Raw genomic sequence first — 14,564 nt, 5'->3', positions numbered from 1 at the left:
GGTGTGATCACGAGGCGCCCTGCTGGAACACCAGGGGGTTGAACGTCGAGTCGGCCAGGTCGCCGATCGCCCGGCCCGGGAAGTAGACGAGATCGACCAGCTCGGTACCGAAGGGCTGGGCCCGCAACCGCTGGCCGTCCTCGAAGAAGAACGTGATGAACGCGTAGCGCGGAACGCCGGTCACGTTGCGTTCCGATGAGTGGAATACCGTCCCGGTGTGGAACAGGACATCGCCTGCGGCCATGTCCGGGCAGTCGAACACGTGCCCCTTCGCCTGCAGGTACTCCGTGACCTCGTCGTCGGACATGCCGCGGACGTTGAGCAGGCCCTCCCGGTGGGAGCCGCGGGCGTAAACGACCGCCCCGTCCTCGCGGCGCACCGGGGCGAGCGCCACCCAGGCCGTGACCACTCTGTCGAGGAGGGAGAAGTACTCGTCCTGATGCCACAGCACCGGCGGGTTCTCGGTGTCCTTGTAGAGCATCGAATCGTGATACAGCCTGACCCTGTCCATCCCCGCGAGCCGACCGGCGATCGCGGCCAGCTTCCGGTGGACGGACAGGTCGGCGAACTCATCCCTGATCCGCCACAGATTCGAGATGATCTGGACGGATTTCGTCCGCGCGAAGGTGTAACGGAGGTCTTCTTCGCGCTCGCCGGCGTTGTAGGCCGTCCGTTCCGCGACCAGTGCTTCGCGCAGCAGCCCCACCTGTTCCGGCGGGAACACACGGTGTACCTTGACGAACCCTTCCTGGTGGAAACGGCTCAGCGTGTCGGCGGTCAGCCACCGCTCACTCGCCATGTCATGCTCCTTCCCGAACGTCGCCCGGTTCGATGGAATCCAGCGTGATCCGCCACGTGACCTTCGTGACCCCCGGTGGTACCGGGTACGCACGGTGCATCACCATCCGGTTGTCCCACAGGAGCACGTCGCCGCAGGCCCATGCATGGACGTAGTCGAAGGGGGTGTCGTCGACGGCCGCGTACAGCTCGTCGAGCAGTGCCGTGCCCCTTTCGTCCTCGGGAGCGGAGATTTCCGCCAGCATCATCTGGTTGAGGATCAAGGCGGTGTCACCCGTGACCGGGTGGGGACGAACAAGCGGATGCTCGACGTCCTTCACCGAGGCGAGGAATTGGGGATCGTCTATACCAGTGGCCCTGTGGTCGGCGGTCAGCACCGCTCGCACCGGATAGAAGCCGGCGGCGGCCCTGCTCCGTGCCCGCAACGACGGTGACAAGGCCCGGTGGATGGCACGCGCGTCGACGAACCGGGTAGCGCCACCGCGTTCCGGCGCGACAGCGCAGCCCAGTACCGTCGCGGCGGTCGGAACCACGCGCCAGCACCCGTCGGCGTGCCAGTACATGCCACCGCCGTCCACGCCTTCGCCGGGGACGGTCGTCTGGTGCCGTATGTACCGGGTGCCGGGCAGCCGGTGCGCGACCGGCCGCACGACCTCAGGCACTCCGAGCGCCACGGCGAAAGCCTGCAACGCAGCGGCCGTCAGGCGTTGTCCGGGGATCAGCACCAGTCCGGCCGTGTACAGCGTCCCGAGCAGCGAGCGCCGTTCCGGCCTGTGGAGTGGACGGCCGATGTCCACACCGGTCACCACGGCTCCGAGGCCGTGTTCGGTCAGCGGACGGGCCAGCATCCTCAAGCCTCCCCCTTTGCGCCGGTAAGAGCCATGACGACTGTGGTCGCGTAGTGAAGGACCACCCGCCCGCCGACCGCGTGCCGCCGGAAGAGCTCGGCGAGTCCGTGCCTGAGCGGCCGGGCCAGGGGATCACCGCGCCGCGGCGCGTAGGACGCGGAGTTGACCCGGCACCAGAGTTCGTCCTGTGTCACCGGTTGCTCGTGCCCGACACGGGACACACGCACCGAGGCGCCGGCCGGGGCGACCGTACTCACCAGTGCGACCGGGTCGGGGTCCTGAGCTCTGGCCGTCGCGTAAGTCTCCAGGAGGACGGTCAGCAATCCGTCCAGCGCCGGGCAGAACGCACAACTGTGGCATCGGAGATCGTTCCACAGGGCGAAGAGCGTGCCGCCGGGACGCAGGATGCGGGCGAACTCCACCCGCGTGGGCGCGGGGTCGAACCAGTGCAGCGACTGCCCCATGGTGATCGCGTCCACGGAATGGGCCGGCAGTCCGGTGGCTTCCGCGCTACCGGCGAGCGGACGACAGCCCGGGTGGTCACCGAACGTACGGGAGAGCACCGTCCGCATGGCGGGGTTGGGCTCGACCGCGCAGACCTGATACCCCAGGCGGAGCAGGCTACCCGTCAGGATCCCCGTGCCTGCACCGATATCGGCCAGGACGGCGGGTGGCACGACACCGGCCGCCGACACGAGCGGGGTCAGGGCTGCGAACGGATATCCCGGCCGTCCCCGGGCATAGGACTCGGCCCGGCCCGTGTACATGTCAGTTGGAAACGGCATCTCGAGGCTCCTCAGCGCCGGTCCTCAGCAGCGACGCCAAAACGGCGCGGTGACGGCGGGCCCAGCCCACCACGGTCTTCCTGGAGATGCGGTGCGCGTGATACCAGTAGTGCCCGACCAGGTGCGGCCCCTCCTCCGCCAGCACGAGGTGGAGCCTGGGAATGCGGCGCAGCGAGCCGAAGTCGTGTCCCCGCAGCAGCGGGTCCTCGACCTTGCCAAGGACCTCGACGAGTTCGACTTCGGGCGAGTAGGCGTGTTCCTCCCGTGGATAGCTGGTGTAGTTGATACCGAAGTCGCCGAAGTAGGTGTCGAGCGGCAGTCCGCTGAAGGCTCTGGTGGTCGTCAACAGTTCGGTGGCCGGGTACTGCGGGTATGCCGAGAGCGTCGCGAGTGTGCTGTCGACCTGTTGTGCCAACCGACGGGCACTCCACCCCCGGACGTGGACGGGCAGGGGGAAGGGCATCGTGAAGGGTCCTATCGTGCCGGCGTACTGCTCGTCGACGCGGGCACTGCGGATGACGGACACGCAGACGGTGGGCATGCCGGCGATCTCCGACACGAGCGTCGCGTAGGTGCTCAGGACGAGCGAGAACGGAGTGGTCTCCAGTGTTCGTGCCGTAGCCCGGAGCTCTTCCACAGCGGCGAGCGGTTCGTCCGGGGTGTGCCGCGTCGAGGGATGCGCCGTAGTCGTGCTTCCCGGCTCGGAGCCGGGCAGCCGCGTCGGGCCCGAGACCCCCGTGAAGAGCCCGGCGAAGTACGGTCGGGCGTCGTCCGCCGAACGGGCGAGGTAGTCGGCTTGCGCCCGGGCGTAGTGTGCGTACTGTTCCGGAGCGCCGAGAGCGGGGGGTGTTCTGCCATTGCGCACCTCCCAGTACACCCGGCGCAGCTCGTTGATGAACACCGCCAGGCCGGACCCGTCGAATTCCAGATGGTGTCCGGCCACGATCAGCATGAACCGGTCGTCCGGCAGTTCGAGGCAGCGGAGCCGCCACGACGGGCGCACCGTCGGGTCGGGGACGTCCGCGCTCAGTTCCCCCAGTTCGCGGCCCACCGCCTCGGAACGGTCCGCCTCCGCAATCCCCGAGAGGTCACGGAACAGGTCGTCGTCGGACGGCATCACCTCGTCTGTCGACGAGGCGACGGGGAATTCTCCGTCCGGGTAGTGCTGCCGCAGGACATCGTGCCGAGCGACCACCGTGCGCAGGGCCTCTCGGAGCGCAGGCCGGTCGAGGTGGTCGTGGAACATCACCGGCACCACTCGGTGTCCGTATCCGGCGTCGCGTATCAGGCTGAGCCATCGACGCTGCTCCAGGGACAGCGGAGCCGGGCCGGACAGTGAGGGCGAGTCCTTTCCGGCGGGTTCGGCCAAGGACGCCAGAAGGAACTCGGTGAGGCCGGCGACGGTCGGGTGGGTCACCAGCAAGCGTGGCGGCAGCGGTATCCGGAATTCACGTTGCAGCTTGTTGCGGAGCTGGATCAGCGACAGCGAATCCAGGCCGAGGAGATCGAGCCGGTCGTCGGGTCCGAAGGAGGCGGGCAGCTGGACATACCGCCCCACCAGCGAGGTGATGCCTCGCACGAGCAGTTCTCGGCGCCCGTCGGCGGGACCCTCTTGGAGCCGGGCCGACAGTGGCCTCTCGGGCTCTGGTGCGGAAGCCGGGGTCGGGTCGGCGCCCAGACCGGCGTAGAGGGAGACGTCGCGCAGATCGTGTGAACTGAGGAACACGTCCCAGTCGTTGGGGAGCACCAGCACTTCGGACGTCGCGCCGTCCAGGTGGCCCAGCAACACCGCCTCGGCTTCGGAGGCACTCACCGACCCAAGCCCGCGTTGACGGAGTACGTCCATCAGCGAAGCATCGTCACTGACGCGTCCGGCATCCTTGAGCACACCCCACGCGAACGAGACGCCCGGCAGCCCCTCGGCCGAACGCAGCAGGGCAAGTCCGTCGAGGAACCCGTTAGCGGCGGCGTACGCGGCCTGGCCGTAGTTGCCGTGCACCGCTGCGGCCGACGAGTGCAGAGCGAAGAAGTCCAGCGGCGCCGCGTGCCGCAGCGCCGACCGATGCAGGTTCCATGCCCCTCGTGCCTTCGCGGCCAGCACGGGGGCCACCCTTTCCCAGTCCGCCTTCTCCACCAGGCAGTCGTCAAGGACGCCCGCACTGTGCACGACGCCGCCGATGGGATGACGGCCCAGCCGTCGTTCGGCGAACAGGCGATCCACGGCGTCCGCGTCGCAGACGTCGACCCGAGAGGTCTCGACCATGACCCCTGCCGCGCCCAAGGAGGCGATGCGCTCGGCTGCGCGGCGGTCAGCGGGCCGGCGGCCCACCAACAGCAGGTGCCGGGCACCGGCCCCCGCCAGGACCTCGGCGGTCCAGAGCCCGACACCCGTGAGCCCACCCGTCACGAGGTACGTGCGGTCGGCACGAAGCCGGGCGTGTCGGGTTTGGCGGGGCACGGAGGCCGTCAGACGCGCGGACAGCAGTACGCCGTCGCGAACCGCCAGCTCACGGTCCGCCGTGTCGTCGGCCAGACACGCACCGAGCACGTGGAGGTCGGTCTCGCAGGCGGTCGTGGGCAGGTCCACGAGGGTGGTGCGCAGCTGGGGATGCTCCAGAGCAACCACCCGGCCCAGGCCCCAGAGCGCTCGCTGGCCGGGGAAGACGGCATCGTCGGCCGAGACGCGCTGGGCGCCTCTGGTGACGATCCAGAGCCGCGGGTGGTCGCCGACGGCGCTTCCGGCAGCCATCTCTTGGACCACTTCCAGCAGGCGGGTGATCCCGGGACGCAGCGCCTCGACCGGGTCGACCGCCTCGTCGGGCTCCGTTTCCTCAAAGACCACCACGACCTCAGGTCCGTCCGCAGCTCCGTGCGGAGCGAGCGCCGCTCGTACGGCGGTACTCCACGGGCCGTCCGGACCGAGGACCCTCGGGCGGCACGAGGCGCGGTGCGATCGGCTCGGAACGGCTTGCTGAAGCCAACGGACCTCGAAGACCTGCTCACGAGTCCTATCCTCCTCGCCATGGCTCCCCTGACGGATGGGTGGCGACCCGGTCCAGTGGCGGCGCCGTTCGAACGGGTAAGTGGGCAGGTGGGCCGGGCGGCCTCGTCGGCCGTTGACAGCGTCCCAGTCGAGGTCCATACCGCACTCGTACGCCGATGCCAGGGCTTGGGCCAGGTCGTGCGCCGCGTCTCCGCGTCGGCGCAGCACCGGAATCCAGGGACCGGGATGGTCGGGGAGCACTGCGCACGCGAGCGACAGCAGTCCGGAGGAGCCGCTCAGCTCCATGTACGGTCCGGCCCCCCATTCACGCGTCCGGGCGAGGGCGTTCGCGAAGTGCACCGGCTCGCAGAGGTGGCGCGCCCAGTAGGCGGGGTCGGTGATCGCGGCATCGATGGCGCCCCCCGGCATGGTGCAGACGACGGTGCGTTCCGGAGTGTTCAGCCTTATCCGCTCGAACGCCTTCAGCAGCCGCTCGGCTGCCGGACGCATCCACCGGGAGTGGCCCGCCCGGAGCGAACCGAGCGGCCGGACCTCCACTCCGTCCGATGTCGCCGTCGCAGCCAGCCGTGCGAGGTCCGCCTCGCGGCCCGACACCACTGTGTTCCGTTCGCTGTTCACAGCGGCTATGTCCACCTCGGCGCCGGATACGTCGATCAGCCGCCGTACCGTGGCGACATCGCTCACGACGGCCGCCATCGTGCCCGACGGCTCGGTGCTCTCGATCGCCCTGCCGCGCTCGATGGCGACGTACATGCCGTGCTCGGCCGAGAAGACTCCGGCGGCGCAGGCCGCCACGTAGTGGCCCAGGCTGTGTCCCAGCAGGATGTCGAACCGTACCCCTTTGGACTCCATGAGACGGAACAGGGCCAGTTGAACGGCAAAGGTGACGGCGTGAACCTCGACTACGTCATCGATCGCGGTGTCCCGGCGACCGGGGGAGTACAGCAGGGTGCCCAGGGGCGCACCTAGTTCGGCATTCAGCACGCCGTCGAAGTCGTCGAGCACGGCACGGAAGACCGGCTCGGACTCGTAGAGCTGCCGTCCCGTTCCTCGCTGCTCCATGCCATGCCCGCCAAACAGGGCGACGAGCGCGCCGTCGCCCGGGCGCGACACCCCGGTGCGGGTCCCGCCGTTCCGGCCGAGCTCGCTGGCCAGCGATCCGCCGGCGGCCACGACGGTGGCAGCGCGCCAGGCGTGGTGGCGCCGTCCCGGGCCCAGGGTACTGGCGATGTCGGGCAGGGGGACCGAGTCGAGGGCGGGGTCGCGGTAGGCGTTCAGGACGTGCTCGCCGGCCTGGCCGGAACGGGCGCTGAACGGAAGTACGTACCATCGACGCCGCTCCGCACCGGCAGGCGGCCGGCGCGGCGCCTCCTCGAGGATCACATGGGCGTTGAACCCGCCGATCCCGAAGGCGCTGACCCCTGAGCGGGCCGGGCCTGACCCGGACAGCAGCGTGCGGGTTCGGGCGGCGACCTGGAACGGGCTCTCGTCGAGACGCAGCTCCGGGTTGGGCTGACGGAAGTGCAGAGTGGGCGGGATCTTCCGGTGCCGGAGCACGAGCGCTGCCTTGATCAGGCCTGCCATGCCCGACGCCCAGCCCAGGTGGCCGAGGTTCCCTTTGATGGAGCCGATCCAGCAGGAGCCGGTGGGCAGCGGTCCGTAGGCCCTTCTCAGCGCCTCGATCTCGATCGCGTCGCCGACCGGCGTTGCCGTTCCGTGTGCCTCGACGTACCGAATGGACGCGGGCGGGACGGCCGCCGCTTCCAGAGCCATCCGGATGGCGCGCTCCTGCCCGGCCACGCTGGGCGCGGTCATGCCTGCCTTCTCCGCCCCGTCGTTGGAGATCCCAGTGCCCCGGATCACCGCGTAGATGTCGTCACCGGCCGCGAGCGCCGCCTCCAGCGGCTTAAGCGCCACCACGCTCACACCGCTACCGAAGACCGTTCCGGCACAGTCACGGTCGAAGGCACGGCAGTGTCCGTCCGGTGAGAACGGCATGGCTTCCTGGTAGAGGTACCCGGACAACTGCGGCACGGTGACCGACGCCGCACCCGCCAGCGCGACGTCGCAGACGCCGGACTGCAGGGCCTGTACCGCGCTGTGCAGCGCGTAGAGCCCAGTGGCGCAAGCCGCGTTCACGTTCATGCTCGGTCCGCGCAAATCCAGCGCGTACGCGGCACGGCCCGCCAGGAACTCCTTGTCGTTGGCCATGAGGACGTGAAAATCGTCCACAGACGACGTCAGTGACCGCACGCCCCCCTTCGAAAGCAGATTGTTGAGCAGGTACGTGCTGGGGCCCGAACCGGCGTACACGCCCACCGAAAGGTGCGGGCCGGGCACGCACGCGGCGTCTTCCAACGCCTCGACGCAGCATTCGAGGAAGAGCCGGTGCTGTGGGTCCAAAAGGCGGGCCTGCTCTGCGGGCAAGCCGAAATACCCGGCGTCGAAGGAGTCGATGTCGTGCAGGACTCCCCCCGCACGGACACGGCCGGACCGGTCCGGTCTCGCGTCGAGGCGGGTGATGCTCTCCCGTCCCGCCACCATGTTGGACCACAGTTCCGCGGGCTTGTCGGCGCCCGGGAACCGGCAGGCGAGACCCACCACGGCCACCGGCGTGGTCCCGTTGCCGGCCGGTCGCCGACGTGGCTCCGGCCGGGTGCGTGGCCGACCGCGGGAGTCCACGTGACCGGCGAGGGCGCGGATGGTCGGGTGAGCGTAGGCCTCGACGAGCGTGACCTCCACGCCCGTGGCGGCGGAGATCTCGCCGGTCACCGCAGCGACGAGCAGTGAAGTCCCCCCGAGGTCGAAGAAGTTGTCCGTACTGCCGATCCCCGTGAGTTCGAGCCGGTCCTCCCAGATCCCAGTGATCAGGCGCTCGGTGGGTGTTCGTGGCTCCGAGTACGTCACCGACAGCGGGGGACGCTCACGCGTCACGCCGGGCAGCCGTGCAGCGTCCACCTTGCCGTGGGCGTTCAGCGGAATCGTCTCGACCCGGAACCACACAGAGGGAACGGAAGGCGCCGGCAGGCGGGCGGCGAGGTAGTCCCGCCACGGTGGTTCGATCTCTCGTACCCCGGGTATCCGTCCCTGGTCCGTCGGGCCGTCAGCGGCGGATGAGACGGTGGTGGCCGACCAGGGAAGAACATGGGCCACGAGCCGGAGCCGACCACGGCTACCGGGGACGGCGGTCACGTGGGCGTTCCGGATGTCGGGGTGCTGTAAGAGAAGCGTCTCCACCTCGTCCGGCTCTACACGGTGGCCATCGATCTTCACCTGGCGGTCGGTGCGGCCGATGTACCGGAACTCACCGTCGAGAAGGAGCACGCGGTCCCCTGTGCGGTACCACCGTCGGCCGCCGCGTTCGACGAAGCGCTCCGCGGTCAGGTCGGCCCGGTTGCGGTAGCCGAGTGCCAGGCAGCTTCCGCCCAGCAGGAGCTCGCCCTCTTCGCCGGCCGGGACATCGACGCCTTCGGAGTCGACCGGAATCGCTGCGACATGCGGCAGAGGTCGTCCGATCGGCGGGAAGTCGGGCCACTGGGACACGTCCCCGTCGAGCAGGTGACTGGTGACGACATGGGTCTCGGTCGGCCCGTACTGGTTGTGCAGGCGCGCTTTGCCCAGCCGGGAGAACCATTCGCGGATCTCAGGGGTGATGCGCAGTTGTGAGCCTGCGACAAAGACGTGCTCGACAGCGGTGAGCGGAGCACTGCGTCGACCGCGGTCCGCGACCGACTGCAGGAAGGCCGTCGGGAGGAACAGCCGGGTGACTCCGGCTTCGGCGACGTGATCCAGCAGACGAACGGGGTCACGTCGTATGTCGTCGGGGACGATGTGCAGTGTGCCGCCGAGGGCCAGGCTGGTGAGGATCTCCTGCCAGGCGACGTCGAAGGTGATGGCCGCCACCTGCGCCGTGTGGGGAGCGCCGGAGCGGCCCTCCGTACGCAGATGCCAGTCGACCAGTCCCGTCAGGGGCTCACGCCCCATCGCCACGCCCTTGGGTTCGCCCGTCGACCCGGAGGTGTGGAGCACGTACGCCAGCTCGTCTTCGCGATCGTCGCACAGGGGATGGTGACCTGTGGCGGGAAGCGGATCGCAGACGAGCTTCGGGACGCCGTCCGTCGGCTGTGCCTGCCGGATCATGTGGCGTGCGCCGGAGTCCGCAAGGATCCGCTCCGTCCGCCGGCCGGGCTGTGAGCGGTCGACGGGGATGCATCCCCGCCCGGACCGCCATGTGGCGACGATGGCGACGATCAGACCGATTGAGCGTGGGACGTCGATGACAAGGGGTTCGAAGGACTTGCTCGCCTTTGCGATGTCCCCGGCCAGGGCAGCGCTCAGCTGACCGAGCTGGCGGTAGCTGATGGATTCATCGACGTCGCAGACGGCTACGGAGTCCGGGCGCCTCTCGATGGCGGCCAGGATCAGGTTCAGAAATGTCATGGCTTTGAACCGGTGGCCGATCCGTCGGTGCGCAGCAACCGCAGTCGCTCCGCCGGAATGCTGGCCCTGAACTCCGGATCGGTGACGCCGAGTCCTGCGCTCGGTGCCAGGCAAAGGACGCCCACCTTGCCCACGTGGAGGTTCCGGTGCACTCGGTGGACGGCGTCTGGAGCACTGGCCAGCGGGTGCACCTCTGAGAGGGCCGGCATGATGCGGCCCAGGCGGACCAGCCGGTTGGCCTCGGCGGCTTCCTGATAGTTGGCACCGTGGCTGCCGACGATCCGCTTGAGGTTGGTCCACAGGTGGCGGTTGTCGTAGTCGTGTGCGTAGCCCGCGCTTGAGCCGCAGGTCACGACTGTGCCACCGCGCCGGGCGAGGAATACGGAAGCACCGAACGTCGGCCTGCCCACATGCTCGAACACGCAGTGCGGATCTTCACCGAAGTGGTTCCGAATGCGGTTGCCCAGCCACCTTCGCCCGGCGAGCGCGGAGAGGCCGTCGGGACCTGGCACATCCTGGCGGTCAATGACGAGGTCGCACCCGATGGACCGGGCGACTTCCGCCTTCTGTGCCCCACCGACGACGCCGACCACCTGGCAGCCGGCCGCCTTGGCCAGCTGAGTCGCGTAGACGCCCAGCCCTCCGGTGGCACCCCAGACGAGCACCAGATCGCCAAGCTTGACCCGGGCACCCCGGTCGCTGATCAGCATCCGGTACGCCGTCATCAGGCACAGGGTGTTGCAGGCCGCTTCCTCCCACGTGAGGTGAGCGGGTTTGGGAAGAAGCTGGGTCGACTTCACGATCGCGTACTGGGCGAGGCCTCCGAAATTCGTCTCGTACCCCCACGCCCGCTGAGAAGCGGAAAGCATTCCGTCCCACTGGGTCACCGGATCCTGCTCGTCCGCGTACAGCGTGCTCACCACCACATGGTCGCCAACCCGCCAATGACGCACGGAAGGTCCGACCCTCACGATGACCCCGGCCGCATCCGAACCCAAAATGTGGCGGTCCATCACATGTCGGGCCAGGCCGGGGTCCTCCCTTGCCGACCGGTCGATCAGGCGGAACGTGGACACCGGGCGGAACATGGCCGACCAGACAGTGTTGTAGTTCACGGCTGATGCCATGACGGCGATCAATGCCTCGTCGGGCGCGAGGTCCGGCAGCGGCACCTCTTCAACGTGCAGGGATTTCCGGACGTCGAGGGACGACTCGTCCTCACCTTCGAACAGTGACTCATCGGATCGTCGAATCACCAGGCCGATTGTGGATGTCGGCGCCGAACAACCTTCGAGCTCCGTCCCCGACAAACCTGCTAACACCGCCTGCGTCATAACGGGAGCCAAAACCGCCCCTCCTGCACCGCGAGCGAAAATCCGTGGCCGGTCTGATCAACACAATTCTGTCGTGCAGCCCGGCGAGCATCTCCCGGTACCGCCAGACAGTCAACCGCGACTTCCAGCCGAACCCCCTGGATTCCCTCCTGCCTCTGATCTCCGTCGCGCAAGGCCCCACCCCACCCGCCAAACGACTTCAATCCCGCATCAGACGGCTCACGGCTCGCATGTCGAGTTGTGGGCGTCGCTCCGGGTGATGCAGCGTTGATTCCGAAATCGGATCAACCACGGGAGGGAAACTCCATGGACAACAACCACTCGTACGAAATCTCCGTGAAGCTGGAAGGTTTTGACCTCACCCCGGAGGCACAGAAGAGTGTCGCGAACGCCATTCGCGCCGCAGTTGCCGGTCGTCTCTGGCGCTCGGGCGCGGAGTGCGACGTCGTCCTCCGTGCCCCCGGGAAGGAGGCCTCGGGGGACCTGGTGATCGTGGCTGCGGCTTCCGTTGGGGGCTGTTGTTGACCCACCGCCCAGGAGTTCGCGGTCGCATGAACCTGGCAGGACTCCCCCCGGCTCTCCAGCGATGGAACCAGTACGAGCAAAAGTGGATGTGTCGGGGTGGTGACCCTCTCCGAGTGCGCCCCGACACGTACGACGGAGACTGGAGCTATTTGCCCGAGTCGGGAAACGTATTTCACCTTCCCGCCTTCTGGATCGATCGCCGCGCCGTCGATGTCCGGATGGCCGAGCCGGTCGACTCCGCCATCATGGAGACACTGTCACGTCGGCATAGGGGCAGAGACCAGATCCTGTTCTTCGTGCATCCGGCCGCTCTCCCCGAGTGCAGGGACTTCCTGGTCCGCCACGCCGCCGTTCCAGTCGCGGAAGAGCAGGGATTCCTTGCATCCCCGACGTCGAGCACGAGAACCGTGCTCGCCTGGCGCCGAGCAGCGCCGAACACCGCCTTCATGGTGAAACTGAGTCTGCCCTTCACCCTTGGTGATGCCCTGCGCACGCTGCCCCCGCTCCGAATCGTACGTTCGATCGCGGTCACCAGGCTGCTGGACGCATCACAGAATGAACTTCCGCCGTTCTTCCGCTATCTCCGTGAATCAGTCGGTGTCATACCCAATGAACACACCGACGGGGGTTTCTTGATCAGAGAGATCCCCGATTACGTCGTGGAAGAACAGAAGGACTTGATCCCGTTGTTCGCGCTCTACGCCCGCCCGGAAGGGCGTCCGCCGTGGTTGGCACGCCTGGTGGCCGAGTCGGGCCTGGAAGTGGGCGACCACCTCGACAGGTTCCTGTTGGAGCCCTTCGCCCGTCAGTGGGTCTCGCTCATCGTTGATGAAGGCCTGCTCCCGGAGCCTCACGGCCAGAACCTTCTGGTCGAGTTCGACCGGCGTGCTGGTGCCGAAGGAGCCTTCACGGGCACGTTCGTCCACAGGGACTTCGAAGGCTTCTACGTCGACGTGCAACATCGGGCCCGCGCCGGCAGGCCCCTACCGCAGGACCCTGCCTCACTGGCCGCCATCGACGCTGCTGAACCACCCGACCGGTTCGCGGCGCGAGTCGTCGGCGGTCTCATGTGGTACTTCCAAGGTGGCGTGCTCTACACCCTCGACCGGCTGATTGCGGGCTGGTTCAGCTCCGGTGTTCTGACAGGACTGCGCCCGGCGCCCGGGGAGATGGAAGCCCGCTTCGAGGCACGTCTCACCGACGAGCTTTCGCGCCGTGTGGGGTCGCGTGTCGTTCTGGACGCCGAAGACAAGCAGAACAGCCTGTTTCTCGCCGTACAGGCAGCGCAACAGGCCCACCTCGCCCATCGCCTCGCCAAGCCCGCGCCACGTGTCAGGCCCTCGCGGTCAGCATCCCCATGACGACCGTCTCTCAGTCTGCCGAGACGACTTGACCCGCCATCGGATTGTTAGCAGCCTTCTTCGGGTCGCGCCGGGAGATGGTGTTCTCGCCGGTGATGCCGTGGACCATGAGGCGGGTCATGGCGATGTGGATCACGGCTTCGGATCGGGCTCGCTGGCCTGGGACGGTGCTTTGGGGCGGGGTGCCGGGGTGCTCGGTTGGTTTCCGAGCGCCCCGGCTCTGTCCTGTTGTTCCTATCGGACGGTCTTGGACGGTATCTTGGGAGTGCCCTTGATGGGGTCCTGACCCAGGCCGATGACCCGGTCGCCGCGTTGTTTGCCCATCGGGATGTAGATGCTGAACGGCTTGTTGCTGCCATCGGTCCCGGTCACATGGACGCTGGCGTAGTCCGGCTCGAGCGGCCGGCAGCGGCCGTCGGCGGCGAGGTGGCTCTTCGTGGTGCCTCCGCCGCGGGACTGTCCGAGGGCATGGTCGTGCGGCTCGTCGGCCGGGGCCCCTTTTTGACGGTCCCCGGCGGCGTGCTGGTGAGTGCGGACGATCGTGGGGTCAACGGCGACGACCTAGTCGTGGTCGTCGTTGGTGTCGGCCTGGGCGAGCAGGGCTGCGAAGACACGTTCCCAGTGCCGTCGATGGCCCACATCCGCAGCCTGCTGTGGGCTCCGTTCCACGACCCGAACCGCTCGGGCAGGTCTATCCAGGGTGTCCCGGTGCGGTACCCGGGGAGGCCCGCTGGCGGATCGAGCACGACTACCGCGAGCTGAAAACCGCCCTGGGCCTGGACCACCACGAGGGCCGCTCCTTCACCGGCTGGCACCGGCACGTCACCTCGTCGCCGCCGCCCACCTGTTCCCCACCGAACAGCGGACCACCTGCCGAAAGAAGCCCATGCCGGGGCCTGGCCCTCTACCAGGCCCTGGACCTCCTCCAACACCTCATAGCCACCTGGACCGGCACATGCCCCACCTGTCGACGACCCACCTGGCAGACCTACGACACCAACTTACAGAGCACTACTAGGAACCTGACATGACCTCAGGATCCACCACCTACAGCCCGGGCAGTCTGCGTGGGCCGGTTTCTGTGTTCTTCGGCGTTGTTGCGCTGATCGCTGCAGTGTTCCTCGGTTTCATCGGAATCGCGCTGGCCTATCCAGTCTTCTTGGTGGCCGCCATCGGTGGCTGACCCCGGCCTCCAGCAGCTGGCCTTTGCTTTCAGTGCCTGCCCCTGATCCGGCACACTGAACTCGTCCGGCTCCGCTGGATCGAGGTGGACGGGCATGGCCCCATCAGCGCCGATTTCTCTAGAAGATCGGTCTAAGGGCTGTCCCGTAAATGATCTTCTCGCCGCCTCGGGCATGACGAACCGTCGTGCGGCCCGCTTGCCTATCCGGTGAGGGCGAGGTTGTGCATCCGGGCGATGCCGAGCATGGCGTGGTGGACGCCGTCGCCTTTGAGGCGGCAGTCGCGGA

9 protein-coding genes and 2 pseudogenes are annotated in these 14,564 nt (G+C 68.1%); 5 read left to right on the top strand and 6 right to left on the bottom strand.

Annotated elements, in window-relative coordinates:
• Positions 1-7: 7 nt before the first annotated feature.
• The 5 genes from ACZ7H1_RS07160 to ccrA are packed head-to-tail and all read right to left on the bottom strand — an operon-like array spanning position 8 to position 11,209.
• Complete coding sequence (locus ACZ7H1_RS07160; protein ID WP_470784461.1) at positions 8-799, bottom strand: phytanoyl-CoA dioxygenase family protein; 792 nt, start codon at positions 797-799, stop codon at positions 8-10.
• A 1-nt stretch (position 800) separates the two neighbouring features.
• On the bottom strand, positions 801-1,646 hold the full coding sequence (locus ACZ7H1_RS07155; protein WP_470784780.1) for a TauD/TfdA dioxygenase family protein: 846 nt from the start codon (positions 1,644-1,646) through the stop codon (positions 801-803).
• A 2-nt stretch (positions 1,647-1,648) separates the two neighbouring features.
• Positions 1,649-2,431 (bottom strand): class I SAM-dependent methyltransferase, encoded by a 783-nt coding sequence (locus ACZ7H1_RS07150; protein WP_470784460.1) that lies wholly within the window; start codon positions 2,429-2,431, stop codon positions 1,649-1,651.
• Positions 2,415-9,875 carry an SDR family NAD(P)-dependent oxidoreductase gene (locus ACZ7H1_RS07145; RefSeq protein ID WP_470784778.1) on the bottom strand — a complete coding sequence of 2,487 codons (7,461 nt, stop codon included), beginning with the start codon at positions 9,873-9,875 and terminating at the stop codon, positions 2,415-2,417. Before ACZ7H1_RS07145 ends, ACZ7H1_RS07150 begins: the two co-directional genes overlap by 17 nt.
• A complete protein-coding gene (ccrA, locus tag ACZ7H1_RS07140) occupies positions 9,872-11,209 on the bottom strand; it encodes a crotonyl-CoA carboxylase/reductase (protein WP_470784458.1) in 1,338 nt (445 codons plus the stop codon). The genes ACZ7H1_RS07145 and ccrA overlap by 4 nt, the downstream gene beginning before the upstream one ends.
• A 306-nt stretch (positions 11,210-11,515) precedes the next feature.
• Between ccrA and ACZ7H1_RS07135 the strand changes: the two genes are divergently transcribed.
• From ACZ7H1_RS07135 to ACZ7H1_RS07115, 5 genes and pseudogenes are all read left to right on the top strand, one after another.
• Positions 11,516-11,734 (top strand): hypothetical protein, encoded by a 219-nt coding sequence (locus ACZ7H1_RS07135; RefSeq protein ID WP_470784456.1) that lies wholly within the window; start codon positions 11,516-11,518, stop codon positions 11,732-11,734.
• Positions 11,735-11,847: 113 nt separating this feature from the next.
• Positions 11,848-13,095, top strand: a complete 1,248-nt coding sequence (locus tag ACZ7H1_RS07130) for an IucA/IucC family protein (RefSeq protein WP_470784454.1) — start codon at positions 11,848-11,850, stop codon at positions 13,093-13,095.
• A 372-nt stretch (positions 13,096-13,467) separates the two neighbouring features.
• Positions 13,468-13,857, top strand: coding sequence for a hypothetical protein (locus ACZ7H1_RS07125; RefSeq protein ID WP_470784792.1), 390 nt, complete (start codon positions 13,468-13,470; stop codon positions 13,855-13,857).
• Positions 13,824-14,034 (top strand): annotated as a pseudogene (locus ACZ7H1_RS07120) (IS701 family transposase); the annotation flags it as partial. The gene ACZ7H1_RS07125 and the pseudogene ACZ7H1_RS07120, both read left to right, overlap by 34 nt.
• A gap of 88 nt (positions 14,035-14,122) precedes the next feature.
• Positions 14,123-14,278 carry a hypothetical protein gene (locus ACZ7H1_RS07115; RefSeq protein WP_470784453.1) on the top strand — a complete coding sequence of 52 codons (156 nt, stop codon included), beginning with the start codon at positions 14,123-14,125 and terminating at the stop codon, positions 14,276-14,278.
• 200 nt (positions 14,279-14,478) lie between these two features.
• Here the strand turns inward: ACZ7H1_RS07115 and ACZ7H1_RS07110 are convergent.
• Positions 14,479-14,564 (bottom strand): annotated as a pseudogene (locus tag ACZ7H1_RS07110) (IS5/IS1182 family transposase); the annotation flags it as partial.

The sequence above is a fragment of the Streptomyces sp. NPDC037401 genome, assembly GCF_055602345.1.
This window is presented reverse-complemented; position numbering and strand designations above follow the sequence as displayed.